Source organism: Bacteroidota bacterium (genome assembly GCA_008933805.1).
Taxonomy (GTDB): Bacteria; Bacteroidota; Bacteroidia; order UBA8524; family UBA8524; genus SB11.
On sequence record WBUH01000012.1, the window covers coordinates 1 to 16,277 of the forward strand.

Here is a 16,277-nt window from a genome sequence, read left to right on the forward strand (position 1 = left end):
GCTTTGCTGTCGGGGGGTCGTGTTTAGGGATTGGAGGATAGTGTTTTCTACCTCTTTGCGTGTACCGCTAATCTTTATTGGAAAATCCCGTGAGGTAACTACCGTTTCTGTACCTGCTATCTTTTCGGGATGGATATAAAACCACGTGGAGTAATTGGCAAGTTCTGTAAAAGTGAGCGGGGCTTCGGATTGGCTGACCCCGAACTGCGCTGTTTTGGCAGATACGTTGTATTCTATTTCGGGGTGTACAAACCCCATTTTTAACAGTTCGCGGGGGCTGTGTTTGTCTTCGGTATCGGGTAAGGTGTCAATAAAATGTACAATGGCTTTGAGCCTGCCCCGCACAAACTTGGGGTGCTGCGATACGTGGTGTTTATCCCGCTTCATATTCCCCCTCCAATTGTGCTATGGCGGTAGCTGCCTGTACCCTGTTTTTGGCCATGTAGGCAAGCACGAAGGCTTCGGCTTGGTTTAAACCCTCGGCATCCTTTGCCAGCTTTGAAAAATAGGGATATACGGAAGGGGCAAGGCTTTGGAGTTCCCTGCGTACTTCGGTTCGTAGTTGGTGTATTTCTGGGTCGGTCATTGTTGGTTGTTGTTTTGGGGAGTCCACTGTCTACAGTCCACAGCAAAACCGTTGACCGTCGTCCGTTGACCGTGGACTGATTTATCTTTTCCGCAGTACCAGTATATCCGTCGGTACATCGGATTGTGTAAACACTTTAGGCAGTCGGTAAGCATCTATCAGGTCGGCGTATTTTCCGATGGCCTCTTTTGCAGTGTTGTACTTGTCGCCGGTGCGCAAAAAGTTTTGGCTTAACAGGTACACCAATAGCCCGCCTGATTTAAGCAGTTGCAGGGCTTGGTAAATGAAAAATATCTCTACCTGCTTAAAGAGTTTCTTATCAAAATAGGTACTGTACCTGTTCTTGTAAAGGCCGTAAGGCGGGTTGCCGATAACCAACGAAAAAGGGTATTCTTTCAGCCACGTGGTGTTGCCTTTAAGTTTAGAGACAAAACGCGGAGGGTCTAAAAAGGCCGTTTCAAAATAACCTGTATGTATGGTTGCTTTGGGGTAAAGGATTTGGGCGATACGGGCGGAGGTGGGGTTGGTCTCAAACCCTACACATTTACTTACATCGGGGGCATCTTTAAAAAGGTTGCCCGTAGCGCACGAAGGTTCTAATACCGTTCCCCCGTCATAGCCGTGATTGAGGGCAAGTTTCCAAAGCAAGGTACAGAGCCAGTCAGGGGTGTAAAATTCGTATAGTAGCCCCGCGTCGGCTTTTGCACCTTTTGCCCCAAGGCCGCCGCTGCCCGAATAGCGGGCTATCAGTTCTTTTTCCTCAATGGTGTACCCGTCCCCTTTACCGTCCTTTTGGGCTATAAAGGTTTGGATGTAAAGGTTTACTTCGTGCTGGTTCTTAAACTTGGGCAGGTTCATTTCTTTTCCTTTTTAATCTTTTTATACACCGCCCTTGCTACCAATGCCAATGCTATAGCGCTGACTAAACTAACTCCTACTACGGCGTTGTTCAGGTTGTATTTGGCTACCACTTGGGTGAGGGATAGCATTTTGCCGTTGCCCCGCCACACGCGGTTTTCCCACCCGTTTTTGTTGGCTTGGTAATTGGACAGGCTTCGCAAATAGGCAAGCCTGCGGCCTATCAATACATCAAATAAATTCGGGTTGGCTTGGTTGTCTTTATTGATTTGTGCGGCACGTTGGGCGTAAGTGCCCGACTTGTACCCCAAACTGCTGTAACCGCCCCCGCCCCAAACACTGTCAGCAAGCAATAGCTTTATGGCAGGGTTGGTTACTTTATCAATGCCGTAAAACTTCCAGTAGATTTCATAAGCCACCCGTTTGGCTTGGGCTTCGGTGAGCTGTCTAAGGGTGGTTTCGTTGCCAACGATGTTAAACAGTTTGGGTGCCCATTCCTTCCATACGGCAATAGTCACCCCCTTGTTGGTTAAACCGCCCGGGTCGTCTTTTAAAGGTCGGTCGGCAATACCCCCTTCCCATTCTTTGAGGATATACTCGTTCCAAAGTTCAAATACTGCGTCCATCAGCGTGTGCCTCCCGCTTTAAAAAGGGGCACGGCAATACTGAAACAAACGGATTTATCGGTAGAGACACCCACCCCGTACAACCGCTCTTTTTTGTCTTTTAAATACAAGGCGACCCCTGTGTTTTTGCGGGTATCGGCAATTATGCCCGCCCATAGCTTAACGGCGGGCTTTACAGGAGGGATTTTTGTTTTGTAGCGGACACTTTGGGACACAAGGCGGTTGTGGGCAATGCTGTCGGTGATTTCTATTTCCATTGCACTGTCCGAATACACCTCTTTGTAAAGGCTTTTGGTAAAGTATCCGTGCAGGATTTGGGCGGTATCCGCCCCGATAAACACGGTATCGTGCGGCGGGGTTTGCACTATCGGCACATACAGGGTTTTTGTAACAGTGTCCGTAGTATGGACACTGCGCGGGATAGCCACCCATGTATCGGTTGGTGGTCGGTAAGCGGCGGTCGGTGGCTTATCCGACCTATCACAGTTGAGGGAATACACAAATACGGACACAGCGGCCAGTAAAAGGCAGATAAGAATGTATTTTATCCTCACTTGCCCCCCCATCGTGTGTATGCACCCGTTTTATGCTCTTTATCGTATTCTGTTTGGGTTTGTCCGTCTTTGGCAAGAAAGAACCCCAAAGCGGAGCAAAAGCCCATTACGGATAAAAATTCCTCGGTAGAGATTTGGGCGGTATAAAACAGCCGTGCGGCAATAAGGCACACCAGCCCCGCAAACGAAGTCCTGCGGTTTTTATAGATAATGGCAAAAATGTTTTTCAGTCGTTTCATTTAAAGTAATTCTGTAAGTTTTTGAGGGTGTTGTGAAAAGCCTAACCCTTGTAAGGGCGGCTTATAGGGGGTATCGGTCAACCGCGAAGGGATAAGCCATACTTCACGGTTTAGTAAGGGGTTTGGGGCATTGGTAAACAGTTGGGGGTGGGTGATTTTTACTTTGATTAAAGGCACTTGCCCTAATTTGTCGGCCTCAGTCAACCGCATTACATCCGATATTGTCCCCAAGGGGCGGATGGCATCCGAAGGGCGCACGTAAAAGTCCCCCGTTTGGCCTTTTTTAGACCTCCAAGAGTTAATATCCCACCACCCATTGTCTAAGTAGCCCATGTTTTCCTTACCCGTATAGGTCGAGTACACAGGTCGGCCAATGGCAAGGCGGGGGTTCGGGTATTTTACTTTGCTAAGGTGGTTACCCATCCACGCATTGAGGTAGTTGAGGTACTCTTCCTTTGCTTTAGTGCTGTCGGCTTTCGACCACAGTCCTGTGGCTGCAAACACCTGCCGCATACGGTCAAGGTCACTTTTGGAAAGGATGTTGTCAAACCACTCCAAAAGCGTCCCCCCGTCTTTTAGCTTTACAAGGTTCAAACTCTTTAAGCTGCGTACCCCAAAGGATTTTAGCAATTGCTTGAGTTCTTCGGTGTTCAAGCCCTCCACTGCGGAAAATACCTTTTTGGTATCGTAGGTGAAGATGTCAAAGATGGCAACACGGCGCGAGAGTTCGTTTTCCAGTTGGTCTGCGGTGTTTTTATAGAAAAAACTATCGCGAGCCAGCTTTTTAGTGTCCACGGTAATCTGCTTTAAGGCAGCTTCCTGATACTCGTCCGTGCCGGGGGTTTCTGTCAAGTCCTTTTTTCGGAAAAAGCGGTATGCGCCGTAGGCAAGCAGGAATACCCCCGCACCGATGCCGATGTCTTTATATCCTTTAGAATCCACCTTACAGTATCAGTTTGGCTTTTATCGCTCCCTTGTTTTGTACAATCTTTTCTTCCGCCCCTTTGATATCTGACCATTCGGCCAACAGGGACAAAAAGGAGTTGGAAAAGGGGCTGTCTGCAAGGCGTTGCAGGGCGGCGGCGCGGTTTTTCTGCGCTACTAAATCGGTTTCTTTAGTGTTAATGATGAGTTGTGCCATTTTTTTAGTGGTTGGTGATTGGTGTATAGTGTTGGGGTCGGTGGACTGTGGTCAGTAGTCCGTGGTCAGTAGTATTGCTATTAGCGGTTGGCCTTTAGCTGTTAGTTTTTTTGCCAAAGGCAAACCACTGACTACTGACCACCGACTAATTAAAGCGGCGGCGTATTGGCCGCTGTTTGCTGACTGCCTTCGGTGGGGGTGTTCATCCAGTTGTAGATGTACTTAGCCATTTCTTTATCGGCGGCCAGCTTGTCTGCGGCAAGGGTTACGTAGGCAAAATGCTCGCGGTCGGTCGTGGCCAGCTTAATAAGCTGTTGGGTAGCCTCTGTAACGGCCTGTTGTATTTCAGGGTCGTCGATGCTTTCCACCCCGCCCGTTTTGCCCTGTGAACTGAAATTGTCCACGATTTTGTCCAATAGCCCTTGTAAGAAGGGGTACTTTTCAATGGTATCGGCAATTCCGCTGAGTCCCTTTTTGTTTTCTTTTTCCAGCATCAGGGCTTTTTGCTCCGCCTCCAGTTCCTTGCGCATCCCCAAAAGCTGCAAATCGTTTTTGGTTTTGTTCAACTCACGGGAGGTTTCGTCCAACTCGGTGCGCAGCTTGCGGTTTTTGTCGGCCTCTTCGTTGTACCATTTTTCGTACTGCTTTGCCAGCAATGCTTCGTGGCCTGTATATACCATGCCCTCAAACGCACCGCTTAACGGGATGCCCGAAGGTGGCCGTTGTGCCTGTGATTGACTGTTTAAGGAATATTCAAACTGACTGTCTTTTTTAAAGGAGTTGCCGTTGGAGCGGAATATTTCCACCGTACAGCGGGATAAGCCCATACCCTGCAACACTTCGCGGACGTAGTTTTCGGGGGTGTTGCCCCCTTCTGTTATCTCTTCGTACCGCTTGCAGACGGTTAATGCCCTGCCGTTGACCGATATGCGCATGGCGTTCCCTTGTGTGATGTGGTTAAAATTCATGGGCGGTCTTGTTTGTTTTGTAGTGAAACCTGTATCTCTATCAGCTTGTCGTAAATGGCTTGGTTGGAGTGTTTCAGTTCGCGGTAATGCTCCTCTTCGGTGCGCCGCGTATCTTCCAATCGGCGTTCGGTTTCTGATATGGCATTGTCCTGCCTTGCTACCGATATTTTCATATCCACCCATGCCCCTCCGCAGAGGGTAACGGCAGAGACTACAATACCGATGGCTTGTTTTAAGGTGAGTTGTTTATCAAACATGGTTAATCAAGGGGTATAAAGTCAGTGCTTATTTTTTGTATGGTTATTCGTTGTATATCATGCTCTGTTAGTTCGTTCAGGTCATACACCACCACACAAAAAGTCCCCTGCTCGGTTTGGGATACAGGAAAACGGTAACGGGTATTTTGTCCTTCCGCTAACGAGTTATGGTGGTAGCTTTGGGAAAAGTCCGCAGCTTGGCTCAATGTGTCAAAGCACACGGCGGTGTAATACTTATATTCCATAGGCTTTACGGGTGTTTTGGGTGATAAGGGTAATTTCTGCTTGGGTAAGGAGCCTGTCCCAAAGGATAGCTTCGGATAAACCGCTGTTAGTAATTGCGGTATAGGGTGCCCATACTCTCGGTACAGTTACAGGTTGGGTCAACGGTGCAGGAAACGGCCCTGTTTGGAAAGAGATAGCCATCGGGCTTGCAATACCGTCCACATACACTGTCAGCCTGTCCGTCCACGAGGTGCTTACTGTTCCGTCATAGCAGAAAAGAACATGGTGCGGTCGGGTATTGTCAAAAACAGTTACCGTTGACATATTGACGGTAGCGTTTAAGTCCCCGCCCACAAACCCTGCTTTGTAGCCGCTACCCGAACCTACTACCCTCAGTATCAATCCGCGTATTAGGTCGTTATTGGAGGCGATGTGGTAAAACATAGCAAAGTCAGCCCCTGCCATTATGTTGGTTTTCACCACAAAATGAAAACAGAACTGTTTGTTAGCCCCAAAAAGGTAATTGCCTGTGGAGGCAGGATACACCCATTGGTAATCCGATAAGGGCTTGCCTGCAAAGGCTGTACGGTTGCCCGTAAAACCAAACCGCAACAAATATTGGTTCGCTGCGGTATTTTGGGTTAAATGGGCGGCTGCTCCGCTTTGGTCGTACCACCGTACCCCTGCACCGTCCGCACCCGAAAGCCAACCTTGCAACCCGCTACCGTCCGATACTGCCGCCTGCGGGGCGATAAAGCCCCCGTATGGGGTGGTAATATCGGTTTCTATATTGTCCGACGGCCTGCGGATACGGGCATAACTGCCGTTGTACAGGGCGGATAATTTCCGCACCGATAAAGCCAGTTTTGCCCCCGCAACCCTGTCTAATACAAAACCTTCCCCCGAACCTACGGCAGCACCGTAGGTATGGTAAGCGGTTGTATTGGGGGTGTTTCCGAAGGGGGTTTGCATCTTTTGGTTGTTAGTTGGTGGTTGTTAGTTGTTAGGGATTAGTCAACAGTCCACCGACAACGGTCAACAGCAAAAACCGTTGACAGTGGACTATCGACCGTTGACTGAATTAGCAGCTTATCCGAAAGGCTCTAACTGTAATGTTTTTAGTGCCTGCTGCGGTTGCCCAACTAAGGCGTACCGACCCTTTGTAATAGTGGTCGGGGAAATAAGGGAATACCCGTTCCTGTCCGGGAGTGAGTAAGGTATTATCGTTTAAGGTTACGTTGACCGTTCCCGTATTTTCGACACTGTACCCTGAATATCCTTCGTGCGGAAAACTGTCGTTATCGCCCGTGTATCTGTAGTCTTCCCAATTTACCATACTACTTAGCTGCGTTGGTCAAATACCATATCCAAATTCAGTGCGCCGACAAGGTTCTCTACAAGGGTTACCGAAACGGTGTATTGGTAGCCCTGAGCGATAATGCCGCCTTCGCCTAAATACAGCATCCGCTCGTTAATGGGGGTTGCAGTATCCACTACCCAAAAGGCGCGGTTGCAAACGTCTATCACTATATCACCGCCGTTGGTCGGTTTTAGGCCGATGCGGTAGATGTCTGCGGTATTGCGTTTGTTTTCGGCAACAGCAATGGCAGTTACCAGTTGCATATCCTTGTCCGCTGTAAACGTATAGGAGTATGTGCCTGCGGCGGTGGCTGCGGCAAGTGAAATGTTTAATGTTTTAAGCCTTCGTTGTGTCATTTGTTAAAGGGTAAAGGGGCGGTCTTGGTTGTCCGCCCCTTGGATTTATGGCAGGTTAAACAGCAGATGTTTTACGTAATTGGGCGGCAGTACCGATAACTTTTAATTCGATACAGGCATCGGCACTTAACGCCGCTCCTGTTATCGGGGGTACGATTATCCCCGATAAAACTTCGTCGGGCATCAATAATTTAGGGTTGTCAAGGGTCAAACAGTCTAACAGGTGGCCGCCTTCTTCGATACTGTCAGTGTCGGCAAAAAAGGTCTCTACCTGCTCGTTTATCAGCCTGCGCGACCCCTGCCAAAATTCAAAGCGGCTGTTTTGGAGCAATGCAGGAACAAACTGTGCCTGTTCTGCTGCTGCGGGGGTGATGTTAAACCCGTATTTGCGGCTGCGGTACAATGCTGTTTCGGGTAAACCTGCGGTTTCGCCGTAAGCTAACCGTATCGCCCCGATAGCAAAAGCCATCTTGCCTGGCAAAATGCCTTGGTGCAAATCGGTGCGGCCTTCGGTTTTTGCAAGGGTGGTGTCGATAATGTTTACCGTAGCGTTTGAAGAAGCGGCCATTGCGCCCAGCTTGTAACGTATTTTAAAGCTCATATCAATAAACTCGATATTGCCCTGTCCGTATTGGCGTTGGATGTCTTCGCCCGCCTTGCCTTTTGAAATCTGGTCTAATAAAAATTGGGAAATCCCTGCTGTAAAATTGGGGTTGCGTCGTATTACACTCATTGTTTGGTGGTTGGTTGTTGGTGATTTGTGGTTAGGAATTAGCAGTGCTGTTGGCAACTGGCCTTTAGCTATTAGCTTTTTTCGCCAAAGGCTAAGGGCTAATAGCCAAAAGCTGACTGTTGACAGGTTAAAGTACTTCTGCTACTACGTTTTCGGCTTCCACGTTTCCGTTGATGGGAACTGCGGGGAGTGCCCCCGAAGAAGGTTCTTGGTAGTAGGTATTGTTTTGTGTGCCCATCATGGATGCCATCGGGTCGTCGTAATAACCCGAAGGGCGTTTAACTTCGCCCATACCGTTAAAGGTGGGCAGGTATCGGGCGATTTTTTCGGCGATAGGTTTAGGGATAAACCCGCGCAGGCCGTTCATACCGTTTGCGGTGATTTTGGGCAGGCCGTATTCAAAGGTTCTTAAACCTCCGTACATAGCGACCCCCGCTGAGGTTCCCTGTGCAAGTTGCAAAAGGGTTTCGCTTTCCTTGGGCGGGTTCACGTTGAAATAGTGCAAGCCTGTCAGTCCCAGACCTAACATAATGGTGGGGATTATCCAACCTTTTTGGGCATTTGCTGTTCTGTCAACGGCATAGGCAATGCTGAGGCCGCCCAAACCGCCCGCTGCTTGTAGACTTGTCTTTTTCAGAACGGGCGAAGCAATGTATTTTTTAAGGGGTGATTTTTGATTTTTATCGCTCATAAAGATGTGATGCGTTGGTGTTACTGTGATTAAAAGGTGAGGGAGGCACTTTTGCCTTTGGGCTTGCGGTGGTGCTTACCCGTGTGCGTTTTCTTTGTACCTTCAAGGCCGTTTAAGCCATTTTTCTTGTTTTTGGCAGAGGTTACAGCAAAGAGCAACAGCCCTGCGGCTATCGTGCCGCCTACCCACATCAGGGTATTGCTGCTGCCACCCTCTGAGCTTGCCGCAGTGTTTTGCGGTGCGCTCCAATTAGGGTTTGCACCCGTTGGGGCGGGGTAGTAGGAGGCATCCGATGCGGTAGTATTGGCAGACGGGTCGGGGATATACACGGGTAAAGCAGCAGGGTTGTCGTTTTTTGAAACAAGGCTTACCACGCTTTTACCCGCTTCTACCAGTGCTTTGCCAGCCCCTGAAGAAGTGAACTTTTCAATAGCGTCCAAAATGGGTTGGATGGCAGCCAATACACCCCCTGCCGATGCGGTAAGGGTGGCAACGGTGGCAGGGTCGCCCTGTAAGCCCCGTAATCCGAATAAAAAGGGTTTGTTTGCCCCTCGGTTAATAGAGCCTGTAAGGTTGGAGAAGTCGCCGCCCAAATCCCCCTCCCACAACCGCTTGATACGGTCTGAAATGGCAGGGTCAGACAATCCTTTCTGAAGTTTGGAGGCCAGCCCCCTTACGTTCAGTTCCACCAGACCCATAAAGGCTTTGCGGGGGATAAACAGTGCCCCTGTACGTCCGTAGTCAATGGCTTTGTCGATGATGTCTTTTGCCTTGTCCACCGTTTGGTTAACGAGTTTTTTAGGGTCGGTAACTGCGGTATGCACTACCGTTTTTACCTCACTCACCACTTTTTTGGCAGCATTGGCCACGTTTTGGAAAAAGCCGTTCAGGGGATACCCGTTGATACCTGTGTAGATTTGATAATCCAGTTTGGAGAGCCGTGCAAGTACTGCATCCCTTTGGGGGGTGTACCACGCTTGTAAGGCTTCGTCCAACAGGGGGACGGCGGCATTGGGGTTTATCCCCGCACTACGGTAGGAGGCGGGGTTTTGTACCATCAGTTGCCGTGTGTTGCTAAGTTGGTTGTATAATTGGTCGAGCATGGGGGTATTTGTGCCGTTTAAGGCGGAATTTTGGGTAACATTCATGGGGTAATCGTGGTAGGCCGTGATGTCTTGGGGTTCTGCATCAAAGGTGTCAAGCACGGGGTCAACCACCGTGTAGCGGAATTTGTCGCGATAGGGCTGTAAGCTCCCCGCACTGTGGGGAACAACCACGTAGATGTGGTGGTAGGCGGTGGCTTCCCCTGCTGCAATGATGCGCAGCTTATGGGGGATAGCAAGGTTTTTAAGGACGGTGGAGATAAAGTAGGCAAAGCAGTCGCAATCCACGCCCGTCCTTGCTTCCTGTGCCACCCTTGCAGGGCGGCGCAATTCTTCACGGCCTGTGCGGTCGGGTTTGTACTGCACATAGTTTATCAGCCAGCGGTAGAGCCTGCGGCATACTTCTTTTGCGTACCCTTGTACTTGAGGGTGCAGCCCTTGTGTTAAATATTCTTTGGCAAACCGTTCGGTGTCTTTGTAGTAGCGGTGTACCCGTTCTTCTATCAGTTGCAGTACTTTTCCCGTGCGCACAAACTCGCCTTTGTTGTAAGGGGTGTCTTGACCGTCGGGTATCGGGAAATACCTCAAAAACGGGGTAATATCCTTTACCCTGCGTTTACCTGTGGCTACCAGTCCCAACCCGTTTAAAAAATACACGGGGACTTCGGACTCATAAAGAGGGTCGATATAGGGGCCTTTTATCTTCACAGCAGGTCGGATATTTTGGTTAAGGTGGGTAAATAGCCTTTAGCGGGCGATAAGGGCGTTGGGTTGCCCAAACCCAGTTTTTTTAGGATGCTGCTTAGTGAACTGGAAAGGGTGTTCACCAGTGTAGAAGGGAAAAAAGTGGACAACCTGATAACGGTATCAATGTCAACGGGGAAAAACAGGTAATCAAATTTTACCCGCACCGTTACAGGGGTGTCAAGTTGCAAACCCATTAAGACGGCAGGGTTTATATCCACCTGAAAAACAGCCGATATTTCCTTGTTTTTTATAAGGTCAAGGTCAATGGGTTGTTGCGGGCTGATGCCCAACTGTACGGGGCTTTTTTCAGCGTTTAAGTAAGATACTTCTATTCTTACCCGCTTAGGGGCTAAACGAAACCCTGTGTAGTTGTAAATGGTAACGGGGATATGAAAACGCACCTGACCCCTGATAAATTCGATTTTTTGAGGCAACCCCACCCTTGTGGTAAGGTCTTTTTTAATCCTTGACAGGCGCAGGGCGGTAAGGGCAGATATGCCTGTTACCGCTACGGCTGCGGCTAATTTGTATAATCCTGTCATCTATGCTTGTTAAAGTGATAGCAAAGGTGCAGGGGGCGGAAATTTCACTTCCACGGTTCTCCCAAACAATGCCAATCACTCCCAAGTTTTCCAATAGTTTCCAAAGTTTTACAATGGTAAACGGGACAAAAAAAGGGGCTGCCCCAAAATTGAGGCAGCCCCTTTTAAATTATATGGTAGTGTGAATTATTGGTTGCTGAAAGTGGCTGTATAGGTATAGGTAATACCACCGTCTGTTTCTGTGTTTGAAATAACCAGTTTGGTTTCGGTTAATTCAACCAATGTAGAACTTTCGGTGCTACCTGATGAAGTTTGCACTATTTGCTTCTCATCAGAACTGAATGTCCACGTACCTGCTTCGCTTACTTGTGGGTCGTTAGGGTCGCATTTGGTAGCCCCTTCTTCCTGTGTGTACGTTTTGTCACTTTTAAAACTGTAAACATCGTCTTTGTCGCAGGCTTGCATTTGGGCATAAATATCGGTAATCATAGTGCCTCCGGCGTTGATGGCAGGGTTAACAGTCAAGGCTGTCATTTTCCAAGGTTTGGCACTTAATAACTCCGATTTTGTTTTTTGGGGAGTGCTGGTTTCTTCGTCTTTTTTACACGCGGTAAAACATAGCAATGAAGAAAGAACTAATAGAAGGGTGATTTTTTTCATAGGTAATAATTTCTGCAATGATAAATAGTTGAAATTAATTAACCAATATTGTTATCCGATAAAACTTACACCAACAGCCATTGTATATCCATTGATTGCGGGCTTCCCCAAAAATGAAGCCCCGTTGCCCTTATAATAATTTCTTTTTAAACCGTTAATTAGCAAATATTTATAATTGAAAGGAAAACGCTTACGCTTCATCAAACTCCTTGCCCGGCACACCAAGATGGCTGTATATCATTTCTACCTCTTTGGGTGAATAATCCCGCACCTTGCGGTTTTTTACCTTAAGGTTAGGAACGGTCAGCAGCATTTTTATCATGGTTTTGTAAGAAGTTTCGTATTCATCTTTTAGTTGGGTAATGTTTTTTCTTACCAATTTTACGTTGTTCCCCATTTCACTGTTTGAATTTTAGTATGTTTGTTTTGAAAGTACAGGTAAGTACATAGTCAATTTCACCTAACTATGAACACCAACAAGGCGGGGCAACACCCGTCTTTGTTGTTTAAAGAGGGTAATACTTCATTAATTCTGCATATAACAAGTACAACACCCCCGAATAGTACGATTTGACAGGCTCAGTAACGCCCAACAACACGTTGTTGAAATACCCTTTTTCGTATGCGAGCATTAACCCTTCGGCTACCTTTTGTTGGATGGCTATGGTTTTGCGCTTTGCAAAGGGCTTTTTACAGAGATTTTGCAGCTTTATAAACAAAGGTTCGGTCAATAACACAGCCGCCCGATACGTTCGCTGGTGAACAGGCTGCAACCCTATATACCCATGTACTATCAATCGGTGCAGCAACCATACCAATGCCTGTGCATCCGAGTAGCTGATTCTATACAGTATTCGGTCGGGGGGTATTGCTACCGTCTTCTGCCAGCCGTCAACAACACATTGCTGGTTCATAGTCTTTTTTCGTCCTTACTCCCGTCAAACACCCATTTGTGCAGCAAAGCCCCTGTTTGGTTGTTGTAAATCAGGGCGGTTAGGTACGTACCCATAAAACGGCCTGTTACCAGTTTTTTTAAGGCTTTTAACCCGTCCTCTCCCTTTTTGTCCCGATGGTGGCAGGAAAAGAATGTATTGTGCTGCATGGCAGGGGGTAAATGCGCCTTGTTTTTAAAGTACACCACCAGTTTATACTTAGCGGTGGGTTTATACTCCTGCTGTTGTCTTATGAAATGTGGGTTGTTTGCCATTGTATTTGGTTATTGGGATGTAGTAGCGGTTAGCGGGCAACAACACCTTGTTTTTGCAGTGCCCATTGTTTTTGAATGTTGACCATTGCGTGGTAAAACATTACCTCAGCCTCCGGCAGCTTCTTGTTTTTAAATCGGGTTTCCCATTTGAGGTACACTTTTAAGCGGTCGGTATCGGTCAACAACTCTTTACGGGCTTTGTCTAACTCCAATTCCGCTTTAATCAGTGCCTTTCGCTTGTATTGCAATAGCAGCCATTGTTCGGTTTGGATAAACCCGTAAGGGCATTTGTTGTCAAAAAAGGTAATCGGGTTCACCAAAAACTTACCCTCTTGATACTTTTTATTCTTTTCACCCTCCAATGGCCGCTCCTTCCATGCCGCTATCAAATCCACCCGTTGTATCAGTGTTTGCTGGTACTTTTCCCAATCCTCGCGGGTAAGGGATTGTTTAAAACTGCCGTACACGTGGTTAAACAGCTTGTTTTTGATTTTACGCTCTGTTTCCGTATCAAACTGGTGGTAAGGGTACAGGGTGCTGATGGCATAGCGGTAGAACTCCAATACCATTGCCAACTGCCATGCGGGGTATTTTTTGGCCGCCGCGCCGCCGCCCAACCTTTGTTCAGGAATTTCGGCTGTGGATAAGGGTGGGGTTTCCACACCACTGCCTGCTTTGAGGGGTGTGCAAGAGAAAAGTCCAAGAGGCTTTGCAGTATCAGCCGACAAAGGAGGCTGGCCGCTATGGTTTTCTATCCCGTTATCCCCCAATTCACAGGGTATAGAGTGTATATTACTCTTTTCTAAAGAGTTTACAAGATTGCTTTGGCGCACATTTTTCGTTTTGTCGCTATTTTCAGCAGTATCGGGGGCGGGTTGGTTTCCCAACAACACGCTGTTGGAGCTTTGGGGGTCGTATAGCAATATCCAAGCGGGCACGGTTAATTCGTAATCGGCTTTTGTTCCTCGAAAGGTTTTTTGTACAATGCCCATTTTCTCCAGCTTGGAAAGGTGGTTTAAAATGGTGCGTTTGTCCACTTTGACAAGGTGGGCTAACCGCACATTGTTCATGCGGCAGGGTATGGGGTTAATGGTTAAACAGCCTACACGGTTATTTTGGCGCACGTAGGCATCGCATACTTTTAACAACGTAAGGAATAACCCGCCTCTGATACGCTCTTTAGGGGTGGCGGCCTTTTGGTTAACGTCTTTTACAAACTGGTTGAGGTGTTTGCGCACTTCTGCAATGTCTATCCTGCGGTAATCAAATTCGTCCATTTGGTCAGGGTGTGTATTTTGGGGGGTGATGCGGTCGGTTCTCATAAAAACAACGTGTTGTTGGGAGTTTGTTGGTGTTTTTGGGCAAGGGTGATAAAACGTTTGTATATCCTTTGGTGAGTGGCTATTTGACGGGTTAACAGTTCGGTATCCCCGCTATTGTGGGGTACGGTCGGAAACAGCAGCAACCGCTGTATGTGCTGTATTTTTTCGGCCTCTGCTTTGGCTTTTAATAGATACCTTTGCATTTTCCCCCGTCTTAATTTACTTAACTACTACACCAAGCGGCAAAGGGGGCTATTCAGCCCCCTGCGCTTGCTTTTTATTCACTTGCTTGTGAGGGGTCGGTGTGTTGGCAGCCTCCTTTTTTGGGTGTAATTGGGTTCTTGTTTTCATCTTTTTGCCGCTTGGCAGGGTAAATGGGAAAGCAATGATTGCTTTGGGCTGCATCACCAGTTTATGGTTTTTGCCGCATTGGATACATCCGTCCAGTGCCGTAGGGTGATGATACACCCCTAAAAATTCAGGCATGGACACAAGGGGCGGACAGGTGCAATTTTTCCCGCAGCGCATTTGTACTAAATTCATTTTGCCTTTTCGGCGTTGTCTTGTCATTGTCTTAGGCTTCACTTTCGATTTCTTCAACGGTTTTACGGCGGTTGGCCTTCAACCAGTTGTCCAGTTCTTCTTTATAAAAATATATCCGTTTGCCCCGCTTAAAATGGGGTATTTGCCGTTTACTGGTCAGTATGTAGATGGTATTAACGGCCATGTTTACATACTTGGCCGCCTGCACTGCGTTTAGGGGGGTGTCCGCAGCATGGGTGCTGTTGGGGGATGGTTTTTTCATCAGCTCGGCGACCATTTGGGTCAGCATATCGAGCCTGTCGTTAATTTCGGTAAAAGGATTGGGAGCCGCCATATTCTCTTTGTTCTACGGCAGCAAATATTTACAAAAAAAGCATTCGGCAGGGGTATGTTGGTAGGGGTCAATTTTTAACTTTTTTTTTACCCCCCTACCAAAAAAAACGGCTTACCCCTACCAAAAAATTTGAACTACTTATTTAACTGTTAGTCGTTTACACAATCTTTTTAGTAATTTGGAATTGTGTTGCTCAGCAAGGGGAAAAATGATGTTTTTTATGAAAAGAATATCGGTTTGGTTCGCTTGGTACACCTGATTTTTAACATTTCTAAGCATTTTGTAGGTGGTAGAATTGGCTATTTTCTCCGTTTCTGACCTGTCCAACGGAATTTCTTTAGCAGAAAACAGGTGGAGTAACCTTGTTACATCGCTTAAATTAACGGTGGCAATATCCACCCCCATTTCATCCAAAAAATACAAAATGGCGAAACACTGGCGTTTTCGGGTGTACTCTTTTTGCTGACACTCTTCAATAATTTCCTGCCAACTTCCCTGAAGGTATATCAGCGGAGTGGTATCAGGATACACGCTGATTTTACGCTCTTTGAGGTGTTTATTGTAAATCTCCGCTTTTGAAAACCTGTCCTTTTCTAACAGATACTTTAACCCATACCTGAGCTTGTAAAAATGGTAACTGTAGGTAAAGGTGGTTATCCTGCCGTCGGGATGCGGGACGGTGATGCTTTTAAGGTTAATTTTTATACCTAAGATGCGGTGGTATTTTACTGTCAGGGGTGCAGTATTCTCCAATTGCGGCAGGGTTCCAATGCTTTCCTGTATTTGGCGGCGCAGGTCTTGGTTCTGCTCTTCAATACCTTCAATTGAATTTGCCTTTATAGTGTAGAACCAGTTAAAAAAGCCATCGGGATAGCCGTGTTCAGAGGGCGCGGGTTCGTCGTTGCCGGATGAGTTATTGTAGTAATAAAAGAAATTGTGGAAATGAGCCAGCATGGCCTCAGCATAAATGTTGTTCCGTAAATTCATAGAAAAGTTAGTGTGTGTGTTGTAAATCCATAAAATATTTCCTATCCATGCCCTTTCCATAACCCGCCCCCCGCAGGCTATGGGTAAAAAACAGTTAATACAGGTAATATTTTACGCATTGATACCCTAAACGGGGAAAGCGTTGTTTTAGTTTAAACCCCGTGTTAGCAAGGCTTGCTTATGAATTGAAGGTGAGGGGAATAATTTTTTGTTTTTTTTGCAAATTTTTTAGCCGTTT

Annotated in this window: 27 protein-coding genes; all 27 read right to left on the minus strand. The window is 47.2% G+C overall.

Annotated features, from left to right (window positions below):
* On the minus strand, positions 1-387 hold a 387-nt coding region (locus F9K23_12230; protein KAB2914889.1), incomplete at its 3' end, for a hypothetical protein.
* On the minus strand, positions 374-586 hold the full coding sequence (locus F9K23_12235; GenBank protein KAB2914890.1) for a hypothetical protein: 213 nt from the start codon (positions 584-586) through the stop codon (positions 374-376). The genes F9K23_12230 and F9K23_12235, both read right to left, overlap by 14 nt.
* Before the next feature lie 81 nt (positions 587-667).
* A complete protein-coding gene (locus F9K23_12240) occupies positions 668-1,444 on the minus strand; it encodes an N-6 DNA methylase (GenBank protein ID KAB2914891.1) in 777 nt (258 codons plus the stop codon).
* Entirely contained in the window at positions 1,441-2,070 is a 630-nt protein-coding gene (locus F9K23_12245) for a hypothetical protein (GenBank protein ID KAB2914892.1), read from the minus strand. The genes F9K23_12240 and F9K23_12245 overlap by 4 nt, the downstream gene beginning before the upstream one ends.
* The gene (locus tag F9K23_12250) at positions 2,070-2,582 is read right to left on the minus strand and encodes a hypothetical protein (GenBank protein KAB2914893.1); all 513 of its coding nucleotides are present in this window, start codon (positions 2,580-2,582) and stop codon (positions 2,070-2,072) included. Before F9K23_12250 ends, F9K23_12245 begins: the two co-directional genes overlap by 1 nt.
* A 38-nt stretch (positions 2,583-2,620) precedes the next feature.
* Complete coding sequence (locus F9K23_12255; GenBank protein KAB2914894.1) at positions 2,621-2,863, minus strand: hypothetical protein; 243 nt, start codon at positions 2,861-2,863, stop codon at positions 2,621-2,623.
* Positions 2,864-3,805, minus strand: a complete 942-nt coding sequence (locus tag F9K23_12260; protein ID KAB2914895.1) for a hypothetical protein — start codon at positions 3,803-3,805, stop codon at positions 2,864-2,866.
* Position 3,806: 1 nt separating this feature from the next.
* Positions 3,807-4,004 (minus strand): hypothetical protein, encoded by a 198-nt coding sequence (locus F9K23_12265; protein KAB2914896.1) that lies wholly within the window; start codon positions 4,002-4,004, stop codon positions 3,807-3,809.
* A gap of 149 nt (positions 4,005-4,153) precedes the next feature.
* Positions 4,154-4,972 carry a hypothetical protein gene (locus F9K23_12270; protein ID KAB2914897.1) on the minus strand — a complete coding sequence of 273 codons (819 nt, stop codon included), beginning with the start codon at positions 4,970-4,972 and terminating at the stop codon, positions 4,154-4,156.
* Entirely contained in the window at positions 4,969-5,229 is a 261-nt protein-coding gene (locus tag F9K23_12275; protein ID KAB2914898.1) for a hypothetical protein, read from the minus strand. The genes F9K23_12270 and F9K23_12275 overlap by 4 nt, the downstream gene beginning before the upstream one ends.
* 2 nt (positions 5,230-5,231) lie before the next feature.
* Positions 5,232-5,474: a hypothetical protein gene (locus F9K23_12280; GenBank protein ID KAB2914899.1), complete on the minus strand. Its 243-nt coding sequence runs from the start codon at positions 5,472-5,474 to the stop codon at positions 5,232-5,234.
* Positions 5,464-6,426 (minus strand): hypothetical protein, encoded by a 963-nt coding sequence (locus F9K23_12285; protein KAB2914900.1) that lies wholly within the window; start codon positions 6,424-6,426, stop codon positions 5,464-5,466. Before F9K23_12285 ends, F9K23_12280 begins: the two co-directional genes overlap by 11 nt.
* A gap of 109 nt (positions 6,427-6,535) precedes the next feature.
* Entirely contained in the window at positions 6,536-6,790 is a 255-nt protein-coding gene (locus tag F9K23_12290; GenBank protein KAB2914901.1) for a hypothetical protein, read from the minus strand.
* Between the two features lie 5 nt (positions 6,791-6,795).
* Complete coding sequence (locus F9K23_12295) at positions 6,796-7,170, minus strand: hypothetical protein (GenBank protein ID KAB2914902.1); 375 nt, start codon at positions 7,168-7,170, stop codon at positions 6,796-6,798.
* 55 nt (positions 7,171-7,225) lie between these two features.
* Positions 7,226-7,903 carry a hypothetical protein gene (locus tag F9K23_12300; protein ID KAB2914903.1) on the minus strand — a complete coding sequence of 226 codons (678 nt, stop codon included), beginning with the start codon at positions 7,901-7,903 and terminating at the stop codon, positions 7,226-7,228.
* A gap of 127 nt (positions 7,904-8,030) precedes the next feature.
* Positions 8,031-8,594: a hypothetical protein gene (locus tag F9K23_12305; protein KAB2914904.1), complete on the minus strand. Its 564-nt coding sequence runs from the start codon at positions 8,592-8,594 to the stop codon at positions 8,031-8,033.
* Between the two features lie 29 nt (positions 8,595-8,623).
* Positions 8,624-10,405 (minus strand): hypothetical protein, encoded by a 1,782-nt coding sequence (locus F9K23_12310; GenBank protein ID KAB2914905.1) that lies wholly within the window; start codon positions 10,403-10,405, stop codon positions 8,624-8,626.
* Positions 10,402-10,986 (minus strand): hypothetical protein, encoded by a 585-nt coding sequence (locus F9K23_12315; protein KAB2914906.1) that lies wholly within the window; start codon positions 10,984-10,986, stop codon positions 10,402-10,404. The genes F9K23_12310 and F9K23_12315 overlap by 4 nt, the downstream gene beginning before the upstream one ends.
* Positions 10,987-11,172: 186 nt before the next feature.
* Positions 11,173-11,646 carry a DUF5004 domain-containing protein gene (locus F9K23_12320; GenBank protein KAB2914907.1) on the minus strand — a complete coding sequence of 158 codons (474 nt, stop codon included), beginning with the start codon at positions 11,644-11,646 and terminating at the stop codon, positions 11,173-11,175.
* 190 nt (positions 11,647-11,836) lie between these two features.
* Entirely contained in the window at positions 11,837-12,043 is a 207-nt protein-coding gene (locus F9K23_12325) for a DUF4248 domain-containing protein (GenBank protein ID KAB2914908.1), read from the minus strand.
* Positions 12,044-12,152: 109 nt separating this feature from the next.
* Entirely contained in the window at positions 12,153-12,560 is a 408-nt protein-coding gene (locus F9K23_12330) for a hypothetical protein (GenBank protein ID KAB2914909.1), read from the minus strand.
* Positions 12,557-12,853 carry a hypothetical protein gene (locus F9K23_12335; GenBank protein ID KAB2914910.1) on the minus strand — a complete coding sequence of 99 codons (297 nt, stop codon included), beginning with the start codon at positions 12,851-12,853 and terminating at the stop codon, positions 12,557-12,559. The genes F9K23_12330 and F9K23_12335 overlap by 4 nt, the downstream gene beginning before the upstream one ends.
* 29 nt (positions 12,854-12,882) lie before the next feature.
* A complete protein-coding gene (locus F9K23_12340) occupies positions 12,883-14,175 on the minus strand; it encodes a winged helix-turn-helix transcriptional regulator (protein ID KAB2914911.1) in 1,293 nt (430 codons plus the stop codon).
* A complete protein-coding gene (locus F9K23_12345; protein ID KAB2914912.1) occupies positions 14,172-14,378 on the minus strand; it encodes a hypothetical protein in 207 nt (68 codons plus the stop codon). The genes F9K23_12340 and F9K23_12345 overlap by 4 nt, the downstream gene beginning before the upstream one ends.
* A gap of 49 nt (positions 14,379-14,427) precedes the next feature.
* Positions 14,428-14,661 (minus strand): hypothetical protein, encoded by a 234-nt coding sequence (locus tag F9K23_12350; protein KAB2914913.1) that lies wholly within the window; start codon positions 14,659-14,661, stop codon positions 14,428-14,430.
* An 88-nt stretch (positions 14,662-14,749) separates the two neighbouring features.
* Positions 14,750-15,052 (minus strand): helix-turn-helix domain-containing protein, encoded by a 303-nt coding sequence (locus F9K23_12355; protein KAB2914914.1) that lies wholly within the window; start codon positions 15,050-15,052, stop codon positions 14,750-14,752.
* Positions 15,053-15,190: 138 nt separating this feature from the next.
* Positions 15,191-16,039 carry a hypothetical protein gene (locus F9K23_12360; protein KAB2914915.1) on the minus strand — a complete coding sequence of 283 codons (849 nt, stop codon included), beginning with the start codon at positions 16,037-16,039 and terminating at the stop codon, positions 15,191-15,193.
* Between the last annotated feature and the right edge of the window lie 238 nt (positions 16,040-16,277).

Bases quoted from the DNA above. Each gene is read 5' to 3' on its own strand.
- F9K23_12235 (KAB2914890.1), bottom strand. From the start codon at position 586: ATGACCGACCCAGAAATACACCAACTACGAACCGAAGTACGCAGGGAA.
- F9K23_12240 (KAB2914891.1), bottom strand. From the start codon at position 1,444: ATGAACCTGCCCAAGTTTAAGAACCAGCACGAAGTAAACCTTTACATC.
- F9K23_12245 (KAB2914892.1), bottom strand. From the start codon at position 2,070: ATGGACGCAGTATTTGAACTTTGGAACGAGTATATCCTCAAAGAATGG.
- F9K23_12255 (KAB2914894.1), bottom strand. From the start codon at position 2,863: ATGAAACGACTGAAAAACATTTTTGCCATTATCTATAAAAACCGCAGG.
- F9K23_12265 (KAB2914896.1), bottom strand. From the start codon at position 4,004: ATGGCACAACTCATCATTAACACTAAAGAAACCGATTTAGTAGCGCAG.
- F9K23_12270 (KAB2914897.1), bottom strand. From the start codon at position 4,972: ATGAATTTTAACCACATCACACAAGGGAACGCCATGCGCATATCGGTC.
- F9K23_12275 (KAB2914898.1), bottom strand. From the start codon at position 5,229: ATGTTTGATAAACAACTCACCTTAAAACAAGCCATCGGTATTGTAGTC.
- F9K23_12280 (KAB2914899.1), bottom strand. From the start codon at position 5,474: ATGGAATATAAGTATTACACCGCCGTGTGCTTTGACACATTGAGCCAA.
- F9K23_12285 (KAB2914900.1), bottom strand. From the start codon at position 6,426: ATGCAAACCCCCTTCGGAAACACCCCCAATACAACCGCTTACCATACC.
- F9K23_12290 (KAB2914901.1), bottom strand. From the start codon at position 6,790: ATGGTAAATTGGGAAGACTACAGATACACGGGCGATAACGACAGTTTT.
- F9K23_12295 (KAB2914902.1), bottom strand. From the start codon at position 7,170: ATGACACAACGAAGGCTTAAAACATTAAACATTTCACTTGCCGCAGCC.
- F9K23_12300 (KAB2914903.1), bottom strand. From the start codon at position 7,903: ATGAGTGTAATACGACGCAACCCCAATTTTACAGCAGGGATTTCCCAA.
- F9K23_12305 (KAB2914904.1), bottom strand. From the start codon at position 8,594: ATGAGCGATAAAAATCAAAAATCACCCCTTAAAAAATACATTGCTTCG.
- F9K23_12315 (KAB2914906.1), bottom strand. From the start codon at position 10,986: ATGACAGGATTATACAAATTAGCCGCAGCCGTAGCGGTAACAGGCATA.
- F9K23_12320 (KAB2914907.1), bottom strand. From the start codon at position 11,646: ATGAAAAAAATCACCCTTCTATTAGTTCTTTCTTCATTGCTATGTTTT.
- F9K23_12325 (KAB2914908.1), bottom strand. From the start codon at position 12,043: ATGGGGAACAACGTAAAATTGGTAAGAAAAAACATTACCCAACTAAAA.
- F9K23_12330 (KAB2914909.1), bottom strand. From the start codon at position 12,560: ATGAACCAGCAATGTGTTGTTGACGGCTGGCAGAAGACGGTAGCAATA.
- F9K23_12335 (KAB2914910.1), bottom strand. From the start codon at position 12,853: ATGGCAAACAACCCACATTTCATAAGACAACAGCAGGAGTATAAACCC.
- F9K23_12340 (KAB2914911.1), bottom strand. From the start codon at position 14,175: ATGAGAACCGACCGCATCACCCCCCAAAATACACACCCTGACCAAATG.
- F9K23_12345 (KAB2914912.1), bottom strand. From the start codon at position 14,378: ATGCAAAGGTATCTATTAAAAGCCAAAGCAGAGGCCGAAAAAATACAG.
- F9K23_12350 (KAB2914913.1), bottom strand. From the start codon at position 14,661: ATGCCTGAATTTTTAGGGGTGTATCATCACCCTACGGCACTGGACGGA.
- F9K23_12355 (KAB2914914.1), bottom strand. From the start codon at position 15,052: ATGGCGGCTCCCAATCCTTTTACCGAAATTAACGACAGGCTCGATATG.
- F9K23_12360 (KAB2914915.1), bottom strand. From the start codon at position 16,039: ATGAATTTACGGAACAACATTTATGCTGAGGCCATGCTGGCTCATTTC.